This is a genomic window from Bradyrhizobium sp. B025, assembly GCF_042257955.1.
Classification (GTDB): Bacteria; Pseudomonadota; Alphaproteobacteria; order Rhizobiales; family Xanthobacteraceae; genus Bradyrhizobium; species Bradyrhizobium diazoefficiens.
Map to the genome: position 1 here is coordinate 6,112,584 of NZ_CP170150.1, position 11,843 is coordinate 6,124,426.

Below are 11,843 nucleotides of genomic sequence, written 5' to 3' on the forward strand. Positions count from 1 at the left end.
GTCTCGCTTTCCCGCCAGCCTGGGTCTTGAAGCCATTGACCCGCGCGCTTACTCGCAGTCCTGGTCGGCCGCCGTAACCTTTTTCTGAGACGGTGCGGGCTCGGCCGTGCCTGCCGTTGCCTTCTTTGATTGTTCAGTGGGCGCGGGACGGGTCTGCTCGACGGTGCCTGCCGTCCGATCCGGTGACTGCGCAGAGGGTGCGGGGTGGGTAGCCTTTGATTGTTCGGCAGCGGTGGGCTGGCTCTGCATCTGGCGCTGCGCATCTTCCGACGACGTTGCGGTATTCTCCGAGCCTTTGCTCATCGAAGATGTCGGCGGTTGCTGCCTGGAATCAGTTGCTGTGGAACCAGTGGTTTGTCCCGTATAGCCCGGGACATTCCCTGATCCTGCATCGCGGCTCACCGTGGTGCAGGGACCGGCATAAACGGAGTTGGCGCTGAAGGCGAGCACCGCACCTAAGATCATAAGTCTGTTAGCGATCATAAGCCCTTCTCCTTTAAACTCTCTGGACGATTGAACAAAAGGATGGCGCCTTTCGTTCCCGACTCGCGAGAGAGCCAACATTGGCGAGTGGCTGAGTTCACCGGGGTAAAATCGCCTACCTAAAGTAAGGCCGCTCAGTTGGCGGCCTCATTATCCTCGTCTTTTGCCCACTTCGCCTTTCGATACAGGTTTTCGCCATGGGATCGGAGCTGGAGGTTGTTTGAATCGATGTCGACGACGATAGATTGATGATTGACGTGCGACATGTTCTCCGAAGCTAGGAACCCCCCTGGAGCGGCCAAGTTAAGCCAAAAACCTACCTGTGAGGGAGACGAAGCCATGGCCCGCGCAACAGCCCATCCGGATCATCAATGCATCTCAAGCGAAGACATTCAAGGGACCGAAGTTTATGGAGCAGATGGAAAGAACATCGGTGAGATTGATCACCTCATTATCGACAAGGTGTCAGGTCGTGTGGCCTATGCCGTCATGAGCTTTGGCGGATTTGTTGGGTTGGGCCACAGCCATTACCCCATTCCTTGGGGAGCTCTAACATACGATACGTCGCTTAGTGGTTTTCGAACCAATATCACCGAACAACAGCTGAAGGACGCGCCTGAGTTCAGTGATGACTCGTGGCAGGATCGAGACTGGGAAACGCGGACCCACCAGTACTACGGGACACCTAGTTACTGGGAGTCGCGAGGTGGCTTAATACGCTAGGCAGCGCATGAGCCAGCCAACCCATTAAAAGGCCCGCAGTGTTGAAAACACTGTGGGTCTTTTTGTGGCCAGCTGGATGTCCGCTTAGGATCCAGCAGCTGATTTGACGGCATCGATTTTGGCGGTCCGCTATGGGCCACAACCAGACCTCAATCAACGTAGGGCGTGCCCCCTGCGGCCGCGAAGCAAAGCCTTCCACACCAGGTCGGCCTAAGTGGGAACTGCCTCGATAACCTGGAAGTGCGAGCCCGCGCGAGTCGTGCTGCGCGTTTCGAATCCGGCCATTCGACACAGCGCGGAATACTCGTCGTAGGTCCGTTCTAGCGCACCGAGCATGACGAGCATATTGAGATCACTGAATTTCGAGATTAGCCCCTCGTTCGGCGGCTCCACGACACGTTCAACGAGCAGCAATCTGGCATCAGCCGTCATGGCACGACGGCAGGTCTTCAGAATGGAAATTGCTTCCTCGTCATCCCAATCGTGGATGACCGCCCGCATCACGTAGGCGTCAGCACCCTCCGGGATGGTTTCAAAGAAACTGCCATCAACCACTTCGCATCTGTCGGCGACACCATGTCGCTTCAGAACTTCGGCCGCCTTGACTACTACGTGCGGCTGATCGAACAGCGTTCCGCGCAGGCTCTTGTTTGCGGCGAGAATTCCCGCCAGCAGTTGGCCTTGACCACCCCCGATGTCCGCGACGTGACGAAAGCGGCTGAAGTCGTAGGCGGCGATGGTAGCCTCGATGGCGCCGCGAGAATTGGCCGTCATGGCACGGTTGAAAATCGCGTTCTCATCTGAACGGGTGCTACGATACTCCCAGACGCTCTGACCGTTGAGGTGCCGAAAGGCGTTCTCGCCGGTGCGGACGCTGTGTTCAAGGTGGCCCCAGGCCTGCCAGGCATAAGGTCGGCCAGGCTGAACACCTTGCAGTGCTCGCATCCGCAGTGGAGCAGGCTATCGGTGAGAGCACGGGCAGCGACATCGCTCCTGATCTGCCGCCCAGGCCGCAATAATGTGGCGCCGCTTGACCGGGTCGCCTTAAGCTCCATCTCGTAATCGGGCATCGAATGCCTATTTTTCCCACATGCGTTCATTTGAGTTTTGCCTGCCGAGCAAGGGCATTTCGGTCCCGGCCGGCCCCGATTGGCTCCATGAGGTGAAGTACGACGGCTATCGCCTCCGTCTGGAGCGCGATGGCGACCGCGTGCGCCTGATCACGCGCGGCGGTTACAACTGGGCCGACCGATATCCTTGGATCACGGAGGCCGCGCGCAAGGTCCGCCAGAAGCACTTCGTGCTCGATGGCGAAGCGGTAGTGCTGGGCGTCGATGGTACCTCAGATTTCAACGCGCTTCACTCGCGCAAGCACGATGATGAGGTTCAGTTTTGCGCCTTCGATATTCTCGCCGAAAGTGGCGACGACCTCCGCATGCTTCCGCTGTCGATGCGAAAGGCGAATTTGGAGCGCTTGCTGGCGCGGCGTCCTGAAGGCGTGTTCGTCAATCCGTTTGAGCGGGGCGAGCTTGGGCCTGAACTGTTTCGCGCTGCCTGCAAGATCGGCCTTGAAGGATTAGTATCGAAACGCCGCGACCGGCCGTATCAGGCCGGGCGCAGCAAGTATTGGGTCGAAGTGAGAAACCGTAGTCACCCGGCGATGGAGCGAGTGCTTGACGCATTCGCATGATGACCTTAAGGCGAGAACCCAAATCACGCCGGAGACGATCAAGTGGCAAAAAAGACTAAGAGCAAGCGCAAAGAGTACACCAAGGACGACGTCAAACAGCTCAAGGCACATTCCAAGGCCCGCACCCCGGTGGCGAAGCTCTCAAAGCTGATGAAACGATCCGAGGGCTCGTTGCGTCAGAAGGCTCTCAGCCTTGGACTTGGGCTAGGCCATCAGCGTTAAGCGAAAGGCCCCGGCGTGCTTCACTCGCCGGGGCCTTCCTAGGATCATACCGTGACCCTTGGAACCCTTAAGCCTTGAAGAAGGTCGCAAGAGAAAACACGACAGCCAGAACAACGGTGATACCGATGGCTGTCAAGGCGGCCTGATTGGTTGAAACGTCGCGCATATCAAAGCCTCCGTCAGTTGGACACCCCTAGCACCGTCAAGGAGCGCTTGTTGTGGCCCGGCGTTTGAAACTCGATGGCTTGACCAACCGACAGGCCGATCAACGCAGCGCCGACGGGCGTAAGAACCGAGACGCGTTTTAATGTTATGTCCGCTTCATGCGGATACACCAACACCACGTCCCGGACTTCACCGGTCTTCTCATCGCAGTACCGGACCTGCGAGCCCATGCGGACCACCCCTCGCAGTTCGGAATTGTTCGCCACCACGCTTGCACGCTCTATCTCCCGCGCAAGGAAATGGGCCACGCGCGGAAAGAGTACCGCGCTCGAACTGGCCAGAGCGCTTAAACGCCTGGCCTCATCCTCCAACACTGTGACGGGCGGCAACACGATTTCAGGCTTGTCCTTGTAAGTAGTCTTGCTCATCACTTCTCTCCCTTCTTTAGGCGGCTGATGGTCCCGGATCATCGTCATCGAAAAGCGTTCTGTCCGGGAACGTGTGATTGCTAAACAGAACCCCGACAACATCATTCGGATCACCTCGACTGACGCGTTCGATCCTGACGACGTTGGTGCGCCCGAAGGCAAAGAAGGGAATTTCACTTCCGACCTTCAGCCCCACCAATGCTGCGCCCAACGGTGACATCACGGGGATTTGGGTTCACTCGGACGTGTAGTCTTCGGGATACACCAGTTGCCTCGTCTCACGCGGGAAACCCCAGTTGATCCAGAACGTCACCCACGAACCCATGGTGACGACGCTATCCAATCTGGCTGCGCGATCAGGGACGACTTCCGCACGGTTGATCTCACTCAACAGAAAACGTGCGTCCACGTGGCCTTGATTTGCTCCCACGTGCGCGAGCCTTTCCAAGCGGCGATGGTCAGACGCCGGAAGAGTGACGTTCGGGAAAAGCGGGTTGTTCACGACATGCCTCCTTGTTGGCTTCCCTCCCGGGAGAGCCACACACCAAATCTGATTGATGAAGGAAGGGGGTAAATCCGGACGGCACCAACTGCCGTCCGGCTAAGCTCCTGCTTGGAGCCGTCCGGCATGCAAGCAACGCCGCGCAACGCGCGGGTCGATGTCGAGGACGTGGATCATGTCCTAGCCAACATAGGACCTTCCGTTGTCCTTGTAACGCGACCAAAGAGCGCACACGCATGGAAGGCGTTGCACCGGCCTGTTCTAGCATCCAGCACGGATGCGCCCAAAGCAATGGCCCCAACGATGTTGCACGTCGGGGCCCTTCAGGATCATCAGGCCGGTTACATCCGCCGTGCCTTACGATCCTTGATGTCGTCGATTACCGCACGCGATCTGGCGCAGACCGTGGCAAGGCTGCGGTATCAGCGTGATCACATGCGGCGCGAAAGCGCTCGGCGACCAGCTCCGCCTTGCGCCACTCGGCTCGCCGCCGGCGCTCGGCCGCCAACTGTAGACCCGCGACCGTAGTTGCGATCACGTCGTCGATCTCCGCTCCCGTCAAGGTACGACGAATTTTCAGCACAATGCTCAAGGCCATGATGATCGGACCATGGGGCGGCAAGAGGTCGTGGGCTTGCTGCTCGCAGAATGCCAGGAAACGCTCGACCGCCTCCGCCGACTTGCAGACCAATGACGCGAGCGCGACCGCTTGCTCAACGTCACTAACAGACGGCACGGGCTCTCCTGGCAGAAGCATGCGCTCTGCGACGGATGCCGCAGCCAGTTCGATGCAGCGGTCAAGCACGCGCAAGTACACGTCTGCGGCATCGCTGCGATCTTCGCCCTCCTGCGGCATCAAATCCTGCAAATTGTCGCACAACTCTGGCACATCATCGCCGTCGTCATCGCTACCGAAGGCGACGCTGTGACGCGGCCCCCACACCAATCCGCCGTACTGGCCGGTCGGATCAGGATTGATTGTCGCTCCGCCGAGCGGTTTGCCAAGCAAGCAAGCGGCCACGGCGTGACCGGCCTCATGAATAGCAATCCGCTCGTCCTCACCAAAGCAATGAAAAGCCGTGTTTGCCCAGCCATCCTAACACGGCCGAGCAGACGAGAGAAAACAGGCCGGCCCACAGCCAAGAACGCCCACGGACTGCATTGATAGATCTTAGATACAGGACTGCGCCAAGCAATGTGCCGTAGTTCTTCCTGAAGTCTCCATTGAGCTTCGCAATCTTGGACAGCTCGGAAGAAGTCTCGACTTCAGCCGCCATGGCGCTGGTTCCTATCACGACAGTTAGAGCCAGCGCCTTATGAACCACTGTTTTGCCCGACAGAGCAAGCGGAATTTCGGTATATCGAAAGCCTCCTTTTTCGACTCGAGGTGCGCGCGTTTTCCACACCCACGACCGGCAGTAGCTCGCGCGCTTCCCGAGCCGCTAGGAATCGATAATTTGCAAGGTGCTCACGACGGCGCTTTGATCTCGGCATGCCTCGTCCTGTTCGACGCCACACGCCCGCGCATGTTGACGGCCGTCCCGTCAAGATCACCTTCGGCGAGATGCGCGAAATGGGCTTGCGTGGCGTCCTGGTTTATTGCCATTGCGGCCATCACGTTGCCTGGGATGCCGACCGTTGGCCTGACAATGTAAGGCTATCGGATCTCGAGCCGCGATTTGTCTGCCAGGGCTGCGGATCTCGCGGTGCCGACGTTCGGCCGGACTTCGAGCGGGGCAACCCGCAGTTTGCAATCATGGGGTACCGAAACATGCAATGATCAAAGGCTGGGGGCGCCCTTTCGAGGAGCCGATCGAGGTCGATGGTCGCAGCCTAGCCACGCTGCGCGAGGCCGGCGAGTACATCGCTGGGCTGCCGAAGAAAGAGCATAATGCGCCCGAGTGGCGCGCGGCGATGGAAGCCTTGCTCCTGGTGGTCGAGCGCGGCGGGCCGACGATGTTCGCCCGTATCGGGGTCATGCGGGCGCTGAACCGACACTACGTCCCGGAGCTCAATCCCAAGGGCAAGGAACCGCATTGGGGACGACGCAAGCTGAAGCGGGATCAATGAAGAAGCCGCCAACTGAGGCGGCCTCAATGCAGCAGCCTCTGACGGAGCTTCCTGATGATCTCCCGGAGTTCAGCAGCGTACTCTTCAACGGCCTGCCGCACCTCATCCAAGCGCGTCGGTCGAGGAGGTTGCGGCTTAGCTGAATCCGACTTGTCGGATTGGTTCATGGCCCCAGCGAGCGGGCGGGACCAAGCGGGGTCATTGAGCTAAATCAAAGACCGACGGCGACGGCTACATCGGCGGCCGCAACCGCACAGAGGGGGCAGCGAAAAAATCAACTAGGCGATTCACATATGTGGTTGCGAGAACCTTGAGGATCGGGAAAAATCGGCAATCCGGGGCTGGCTAGGCCATTTGATCTCGGAACTATTGAAACCCGGACGGGGCCGCTGACGGCAAGTCGGCGGCCCTTGTTTTTGAGGAACGACAAGGCGCCTGCCAAGTTTTCCCGGTGCCCTTCCCCAAGGGCACCCTGAGTGGCCCCAGCTCCAACGCCCCCCCGCGAGCTGGGGCCTTTTTTGCCGCCTCAATTGGCGGCCTCTTTCATGCACATCGAGACCCGCCCCTTCGCAGATCCGCAGGTTGCCGCGCGCAAGCTCCTCGAGCTTGCCGCCGGTTTCGAACCAATCAACGGCCGCATTCACATCGAGAAGATCAACGCGCGGTTCCTCTCCAAGAACGGCTGCAAGGCGACCGGCGCGGAGTTCGGCGCCGGCATTCGCTACGCGGTCGAGAAAGGCTGGCTCGAGCTGCATGAGAGCGGCACCTTTGTGAAGTTGCTTCCGCAGGGCGAAGATCTGCTCAAGCGCTGATGGCATGGCCCACCGCGTTCGCGCCGACCGGAGCGGCAGGCCGCACCGGAGGCGCTGCCATCGCGTGGGAAATTTACGGGTTGACATTCCTTGCAGGAACCACGCGGGCGCGCGGTATTTGAATCTCGCCGGCTCGCTGTCCGAGCTGGCGGAGCGGCCCCGGCCTACCCCAAACGCCCCCCTGAAGCCGGGGCCGTCTCTCCGCCACGGTCTGTGTTGGAGTTTGCGTATGCGTTCCTCGCCCTCGATCGTGCCGGCCGACCGCCTCGACCGCGACATCTATCTGGTCATCCAGGACTTCGGCGTCCGCGCCGGCTGCGCCTGGCGCGAGACCGACGAAACCGATACTGATCTCGAGACTATCCTCAGGCATCTCCTGTCAGGCCAGTACGCCCATCCGGTTCGGATTGCGTGCTTCAATCCGGGCGAAGGCTGGTCACGGGACGCCACCTCCGATGTCGCTGACGCGCTGGCACAGCGGGCAACTGATAACGACGTCGATATCCCGCCAGCGCTGCAGGAATTTATCGCCGCCAACGCCACTTCCCGCTTCGACGTGCAGCTCGCGCTGCCGCTGCTGGGTGCCACGTGATGCCAGGACAGACGCAGGCTAAGAACGACCCGATTGCCGTCGGTACGCGTTTCAGAATGAGCAAGCTTGGTGCCGCTCGATGTCCGGGGCTGGCTGATCGGAGTGGCATCGTCGTCGAAGTGGGCCGCCGGACCACGGGCCTCATCGTTCTGTTCGACGGTGCGCGAAGACCAACTTGCCTGCACAGAGACTTCATATCGCCCATCTCGGATGGGACGATCGCTGTCGCTTCAGACGAATGGTCACGTTAGCTTGGCCGGCCGGAGCCCGGGCGAGGTCAACCAATCGCTTAGATGCGTGCCAGTCTCTGCTCGGCCAGCCTCTCCTCAAGAGAGCGGACTTGCGCCTGTAATCCAGGCGGCAAAACATAAGGCCGCGTCGGTCGAGCGGCCTTAGCCAGCCTGCTTAGACTTCATTGCCAGCTCTACCTCATCAGCAAGCGTGCTCAAATGTGCGTGCAACCGACAGAGCGCCGATGGGCATGAAACGTTGCAAGCGGTCTCCAGGATCACCTTGCGGAGTACTCACAATTTGCCGCCGCTCAGTCTCCGACGAGACTCGATCGACGGTTCTTATCTCAAATCCTTTTGCGTAAACTTGCTCAAAGTGACTTCGGCACGTCCCAAGACCGTAACAGGAGAGGAAGTTATGAGCGACGTCGATCTTCCGGTAGCTGTCATCGGTGCGGGGCCGTTTGGCGTCTCAACCGCGGCTTACTTGCGGTCTCGCGGCGTGGAGTTCCGTATATTTGGCTCACCAATGCATCGCTGGCGGACGCAAATGCCGGCGGGCATGCTCCTCAAGTCTGAAGGATTCGCTTCCAACCTCGCGGATCCGGCCGGCCGTTGCACTCTGCAGCAGTTCTGTGAAGAGGAAGCGCTGCCCTACGAGGGTATACCCGTATCACGTGAAACATTTTCCCGATACGCCGTAGCGTTTCAGCAGCGGCTCGTTCCAATGGTTGAAGATGTATCAGTCACCATGCTGGATCGACAGACCAACAGGTTTCAATTGCGACTGGCCACGGGTGAAGAAGTAAGGGCCAAAAAGGTGGTTGTCGCAACTGGTCTGTCGCATGCCGAATACATCCCCGCTAAACTGGCGAAATTGCCTGCGGAGTTGCTGTCGCACAGCAGCAACCATCACGATTTGGACAAATTCAAGGGGCGCGAAGTAGTCGTCATCGGCGGCGGTCAATCCGCGCTCGAGACGGCGGCTCTCTTGAACGAGGCGCAAGCGACGGTAACGCTGCTGGTGCGGCGTTCGTCAATCGAGTGGCATGATATCCCCAAACCTGGGCCACGATCGTTATGGCAACGGCTGCGCCGGCCCGAGTCGCCGATGGGAAATGGGCTTAAATTATGGCTCTGCGCCGCCGCTCCGCTGGCGTTCTATCATCTGCCCGAGCAAATACGCGTCGATGTGGTGCGGACGTACGGGCAACGTCGCGGGACGTCTCTAGAGGTGCTTGGCCCATCGGGTTCCTGGTGGCTTAAAGAGCGGGTCGTGGGCCGTGTCCCGATACTGCTCGGTCAGGGCGTGCGAGAAGCCGAAGCGAAAGGCAGCAAAGTGGTTCTGCACGTCGATGGCCCAGAAGGGACGTCCCGCCAACTGATCGCTGACCACGTCATTGCCGCGACCGGCTATCGCTTCAATGTTGGATCACTCCCATTCCTGAGTCAGAGGCTGATATCCGAGTTGCGCTGCGTGCAAGATGCTCCGTCGCTGTCGCCCAGTTTCGAGTCCTCGATCCCGGGCCTTTATTTCACCGGCATAGCCAGTGCATACAATTTCGGACCGGTGATGCGGTTCTTATGCGGCACTCAGTATGCAGCCGAGCGCATCTCCAGCGCCATTGGCCGTGAGCAACGTCGCTCTCCGTCGTCAGTTTCTGTCGAAATTGCTTCCACACGCAATCGAACCGCTTGATGAAGCAAATGGCGAGTGCGAACGAAGGCTTGCCGCCCTTCCCGGTTCTCATCCTGAAAACGGGCCGCTATGCCCTGCATCATGGCGGCCTCGGTATCATTCGAACCTTGGGAATGCTCGATGTTCCAGTATTTACAGTCATCGAGGATCGCTTCGCACCGGCCGGCCTTTCCAAATATCTGACGGGAAAATTCGTTTGGGACACCCGCGACTTGCCAAGATCGCGGCTGCTCGAAGGACTGGAAAGGATTGGACGACAGCTGAAACTGCCGACCATCCTCATTCCAACGGACGACGTCGGCGCGATCCTGATTGCCGAAGAGGCTGTCACATTGCGGCAGTGGTTCTTGTTTCCGAAGCTGCGATCAGACATTCCACGGAGCTTAGCCGACAAATCTCAGCTGCACACACTGTGCAAGCAACTCGGGGTACCATGCCCTCAGGCAATATCACCCGGCACGATTTCAGAGGTCTACGAGTTTATTGAGACCGCAGCTTTCCCGGTTGTGGTGAAGCCATCGAAGCCATGGCTCAATCCTAAGATCAAACCCTCCATCGTTTCCTCCCCTCGGGCACTCCTAGATCTCTACCGCCGATCGGAAGCACAGGTTCCTCATAACCTGCTGATCCAGGAATACATTCGTGATGGCGAGGATTGGCTCTTTGATGGATATTGCGACGCGGACTCGAAGTGCCTGGCCGGCTTCACTGGCAGAAAGCTGCGCTCTTATCCGTCCCGCTTCGGTTCTGCAACATTGGGCAGATCTGTCACCAACCCCGCGCTCCTCCAACAGGCCGAGGCTCTCGTCAAAGCGGTTTCCTATGCAGGTATAATAGACATCGACTATCGGTTCGATAAACGAGACGGTCAATACAAGCTCCTCGACTTCAACCCGCGTATCGGCGCACAGTTTCGATTGTTCGAGGATAGCGACAGAATTGACGTTGCGAGAGCGCTTTATCGCGATCTCACGGGTCAGTGCGTGCGGCGATCGCCACAGATCGATGGCCGAGTATTTGTGGTCGAGCCCTATGACTGCCTAGCCAGCGTACACGACCTCTTGGGCCGCCAGCTCTCGGTCAGAGATTGGTGGCGATCACTCAAAGGCGCCCGGGAATTCGCCTGGTTCAGACGGAGTGATCCCTTTCCCTTCATCGTGATTTGGATACGCCTTGCCATGGCAGGCGTGGCGAAAGGGATACGTTTTTTGCATTACCTATTCCGGAGGTCGGAAGCCGAGGGCAGCAAAATCCGAAGAGCGCCCCATGGGTGACGCGCACCTGCACCTCCTGTTTCACTTGATTGAGAGTGGAGCGTTCGATCGGGTGCCCGGGTCGCTGGTCTCGCAAGGACCGTCGCCGCCAACCAGCCGCGGACCTGGCTAAAGCCCCAACTGACTGCAGCAGGTTTGAAGTAAGAAAACCAGAGAAGTTGTTTGGAATGTTTTTGCACTCTGCAACCTGCTGCGCAGGTTCTGCGCGATGTCAAGCAGCGCCGGATTGCTTTTCACGAAACGCTTGGCTTCGTTGACGGTGGATAGCATGATCTATTCGATCACTTCATCCGCGCGTGCGAGCAAGCTCGGTGAAAGGCTGATACCAAGCGATTTATCCGCGCGGGTATTGGCTGCAAGCCAGACCGACGTTGGAAATTCGATCGGCAGATCGCCTGGCTTTGCGGAAGCCTCACGTCAACCACCGTGACGTCGGGATGCTTCTGCAGGTACGCGCGGTGGCCCTCCTTTGCATTGAAGGCCTCCAGGATCTCGACGGAAGGGTCCGACGTGAACAAAGCCCGGCAGCCCGTTACCACAACGGGATGGTCGTCGACGATCAGTACCCGCATGTCTTTCTGGCCCTCATTATACGTCCTCACGTCCTCCAGTTGTGGAAAACGTCGCGAGCGCTGGAATGGTTCACTTTCCGAGCGTAGCTGGGCAATCCAACCAATGGAGCACGAAGTACAGCAGGCCTTCGCGGAACCTAAGCAAGAGCAGAACCGGTGGTTCATGCACCGTTCGAATCTCGAGCTTAGCCAGGCCCTTCCACGGGGACAACTGTGAAGCGGACTGCACGCCCAAACATCGAACGCCTTAACTTCGGTTTTTTCGGACACCAAAGAGTATCACGTTGATCTAATCATTAGTCAGAAGGCGGCGAACACCAAACTCAATACGGTTGCGCTGCGCAAGGGTGTGAACAGGAAGGCGTCGAGCGCGAGCGTGGA

General features: G+C 58.8%; 18 protein-coding genes. 9 read left to right on the forward strand and 9 right to left on the reverse strand.

What is annotated here, in order from left to right:
- Positions 1–48 precede the first annotated feature (48 nt).
- The gene (locus ACE10W_RS28735; protein ID WP_271552112.1) at positions 49–483 is read right to left on the reverse strand and encodes a hypothetical protein; all 435 of its coding nucleotides are present in this window, start codon (positions 481–483) and stop codon (positions 49–51) included.
- Positions 484–822: 339 nt separating this feature from the next.
- Here ACE10W_RS28735 and ACE10W_RS28740 point away from each other — a divergent pair, with 339 nt between their 5' ends.
- Positions 823–1,206 carry a PRC-barrel domain-containing protein gene (locus ACE10W_RS28740; RefSeq protein ID WP_074077689.1) on the forward strand — a complete coding sequence of 128 codons (384 nt, stop codon included), beginning with the start codon at positions 823–825 and terminating at the stop codon, positions 1,204–1,206.
- Between the two features lie 210 nt (positions 1,207–1,416).
- Here the strand turns inward: ACE10W_RS28740 and ACE10W_RS28745 are convergent, their stop codons facing one another.
- Positions 1,417–2,151, reverse strand: a complete 735-nt coding sequence (locus ACE10W_RS28745; protein WP_271552111.1) for a methyltransferase — start codon at positions 2,149–2,151, stop codon at positions 1,417–1,419.
- A 145-nt stretch (positions 2,152–2,296) separates the two neighbouring features.
- Between ACE10W_RS28745 and ACE10W_RS28750 the strand changes: the two genes are divergently transcribed.
- Together ACE10W_RS28750 and ACE10W_RS28755 are read left to right on the forward strand one after the other, a co-directional pair.
- Positions 2,297–2,896 (forward strand): RNA ligase family protein, encoded by a 600-nt coding sequence (locus ACE10W_RS28750; RefSeq protein WP_375762217.1) that lies wholly within the window; start codon positions 2,297–2,299, stop codon positions 2,894–2,896.
- A 42-nt stretch (positions 2,897–2,938) separates the two neighbouring features.
- On the forward strand, positions 2,939–3,118 hold the full coding sequence (locus ACE10W_RS28755; RefSeq protein WP_028171517.1) for a hypothetical protein: 180 nt from the start codon (positions 2,939–2,941) through the stop codon (positions 3,116–3,118).
- A 179-nt stretch (positions 3,119–3,297) separates the two neighbouring features.
- On the opposite strand, the gene rnk is transcribed toward ACE10W_RS28755, so the two are convergent.
- The 5 genes from rnk to ACE10W_RS28780 all read right to left on the reverse strand — a co-directional run bounded on the left by rnk (position 3,298) and on the right by ACE10W_RS28780 (position 5,490).
- Positions 3,298–3,711 carry a nucleoside diphosphate kinase regulator gene (gene rnk, locus ACE10W_RS28760; RefSeq protein ID WP_039185241.1) on the reverse strand — a complete coding sequence of 138 codons (414 nt, stop codon included), beginning with the start codon at positions 3,709–3,711 and terminating at the stop codon, positions 3,298–3,300.
- A gap of 16 nt (positions 3,712–3,727) precedes the next feature.
- Positions 3,728–3,922: a hypothetical protein gene (locus tag ACE10W_RS28765; protein ID WP_129557624.1), complete on the reverse strand. Its 195-nt coding sequence runs from the start codon at positions 3,920–3,922 to the stop codon at positions 3,728–3,730.
- 24 nt (positions 3,923–3,946) lie between these two features.
- Positions 3,947–4,213 carry a hypothetical protein gene (locus ACE10W_RS28770; protein ID WP_157862135.1) on the reverse strand — a complete coding sequence of 89 codons (267 nt, stop codon included), beginning with the start codon at positions 4,211–4,213 and terminating at the stop codon, positions 3,947–3,949.
- Between the two features lie 379 nt (positions 4,214–4,592).
- Entirely contained in the window at positions 4,593–5,222 is a 630-nt protein-coding gene (locus ACE10W_RS28775; RefSeq protein ID WP_162185843.1) for a hypothetical protein, read from the reverse strand.
- 49 nt (positions 5,223–5,271) lie between these two features.
- Positions 5,272–5,490, reverse strand: coding sequence for a hypothetical protein (locus tag ACE10W_RS28780; protein WP_271552110.1), 219 nt, complete (start codon positions 5,488–5,490; stop codon positions 5,272–5,274).
- 215 nt (positions 5,491–5,705) lie between these two features.
- Between ACE10W_RS28780 and ACE10W_RS28785 the strand changes: the two genes are divergently transcribed.
- The 6 genes from ACE10W_RS28785 to ACE10W_RS28810 all read left to right on the forward strand — a co-directional run bounded on the left by ACE10W_RS28785 (position 5,706) and on the right by ACE10W_RS28810 (position 10,890).
- Positions 5,706–5,993, forward strand: a complete 288-nt coding sequence (locus tag ACE10W_RS28785; protein ID WP_011087938.1) for a hypothetical protein — start codon at positions 5,706–5,708, stop codon at positions 5,991–5,993.
- Positions 5,990–6,283, forward strand: coding sequence for a hypothetical protein (locus ACE10W_RS28790; RefSeq protein ID WP_271552109.1), 294 nt, complete (start codon positions 5,990–5,992; stop codon positions 6,281–6,283). Before ACE10W_RS28785 ends, ACE10W_RS28790 begins: the two co-directional genes overlap by 4 nt.
- A 545-nt stretch (positions 6,284–6,828) precedes the next feature.
- Positions 6,829–7,095 carry a hypothetical protein gene (locus tag ACE10W_RS28795; RefSeq protein WP_028171513.1) on the forward strand — a complete coding sequence of 89 codons (267 nt, stop codon included), beginning with the start codon at positions 6,829–6,831 and terminating at the stop codon, positions 7,093–7,095.
- A gap of 229 nt (positions 7,096–7,324) precedes the next feature.
- Positions 7,325–7,687: a hypothetical protein gene (locus tag ACE10W_RS28800; RefSeq protein ID WP_028171512.1), complete on the forward strand. Its 363-nt coding sequence runs from the start codon at positions 7,325–7,327 to the stop codon at positions 7,685–7,687.
- A 648-nt stretch (positions 7,688–8,335) separates the two neighbouring features.
- On the forward strand, positions 8,336–9,616 hold the full coding sequence (locus ACE10W_RS28805; protein ID WP_271552108.1) for an NAD(P)-binding domain-containing protein: 1,281 nt from the start codon (positions 8,336–8,338) through the stop codon (positions 9,614–9,616).
- On the forward strand, positions 9,616–10,890 hold the full coding sequence (locus ACE10W_RS28810; protein WP_271552107.1) for a hypothetical protein: 1,275 nt from the start codon (positions 9,616–9,618) through the stop codon (positions 10,888–10,890). The genes ACE10W_RS28805 and ACE10W_RS28810 overlap by 1 nt, the downstream gene beginning before the upstream one ends.
- A gap of 108 nt (positions 10,891–10,998) precedes the next feature.
- On the opposite strand, the gene ACE10W_RS28815 is transcribed toward ACE10W_RS28810, so the two are convergent.
- Together ACE10W_RS28815 and ACE10W_RS28820 are read right to left on the reverse strand one after the other, a co-directional pair.
- Positions 10,999–11,160, reverse strand: a complete 162-nt coding sequence (locus ACE10W_RS28815; RefSeq protein WP_156149845.1) for a hypothetical protein — start codon at positions 11,158–11,160, stop codon at positions 10,999–11,001.
- Between the two features lie 11 nt (positions 11,161–11,171).
- The gene (locus tag ACE10W_RS28820) at positions 11,172–11,627 is read right to left on the reverse strand and encodes a response regulator transcription factor (RefSeq protein WP_370198462.1); all 456 of its coding nucleotides are present in this window, start codon (positions 11,625–11,627) and stop codon (positions 11,172–11,174) included.
- Between the last annotated feature and the right edge of the window lie 216 nt (positions 11,628–11,843).

Bases quoted from the DNA above. Each gene is read 5' to 3' on its own strand.
- ACE10W_RS28735 (WP_271552112.1), bottom strand. From the start codon at position 483: ATGATCGCTAACAGACTTATGATCTTAGGTGCGGTGCTCGCCTTCAGC.
- ACE10W_RS28740 (WP_074077689.1), top strand. From the start codon at position 823: ATGGCCCGCGCAACAGCCCATCCGGATCATCAATGCATCTCAAGCGAA.
- ACE10W_RS28745 (WP_271552111.1), bottom strand. From the start codon at position 2,151: ATGCGAGCACTGCAAGGTGTTCAGCCTGGCCGACCTTATGCCTGGCAG.
- ACE10W_RS28750 (WP_375762217.1), top strand. From the start codon at position 2,297: ATGCGTTCATTTGAGTTTTGCCTGCCGAGCAAGGGCATTTCGGTCCCG.
- rnk (WP_039185241.1), bottom strand. From the start codon at position 3,711: ATGAGCAAGACTACTTACAAGGACAAGCCTGAAATCGTGTTGCCGCCC.
- ACE10W_RS28780 (WP_271552110.1), bottom strand. From the start codon at position 5,490: ATGGCGGCTGAAGTCGAGACTTCTTCCGAGCTGTCCAAGATTGCGAAG.
- ACE10W_RS28785 (WP_011087938.1), top strand. From the start codon at position 5,706: ATGCCTCGTCCTGTTCGACGCCACACGCCCGCGCATGTTGACGGCCGT.
- ACE10W_RS28790 (WP_271552109.1), top strand. From the start codon at position 5,990: ATGATCAAAGGCTGGGGGCGCCCTTTCGAGGAGCCGATCGAGGTCGAT.
- ACE10W_RS28795 (WP_028171513.1), top strand. From the start codon at position 6,829: ATGCACATCGAGACCCGCCCCTTCGCAGATCCGCAGGTTGCCGCGCGC.
- ACE10W_RS28800 (WP_028171512.1), top strand. From the start codon at position 7,325: ATGCGTTCCTCGCCCTCGATCGTGCCGGCCGACCGCCTCGACCGCGAC.
- ACE10W_RS28805 (WP_271552108.1), top strand. From the start codon at position 8,336: ATGAGCGACGTCGATCTTCCGGTAGCTGTCATCGGTGCGGGGCCGTTT.
- ACE10W_RS28810 (WP_271552107.1), top strand. From the start codon at position 9,616: ATGAAGCAAATGGCGAGTGCGAACGAAGGCTTGCCGCCCTTCCCGGTT.
- ACE10W_RS28815 (WP_156149845.1), bottom strand. From the start codon at position 11,160: ATGCTATCCACCGTCAACGAAGCCAAGCGTTTCGTGAAAAGCAATCCG.
- ACE10W_RS28820 (WP_370198462.1), bottom strand. From the start codon at position 11,627: ATGAACCACCGGTTCTGCTCTTGCTTAGGTTCCGCGAAGGCCTGCTGT.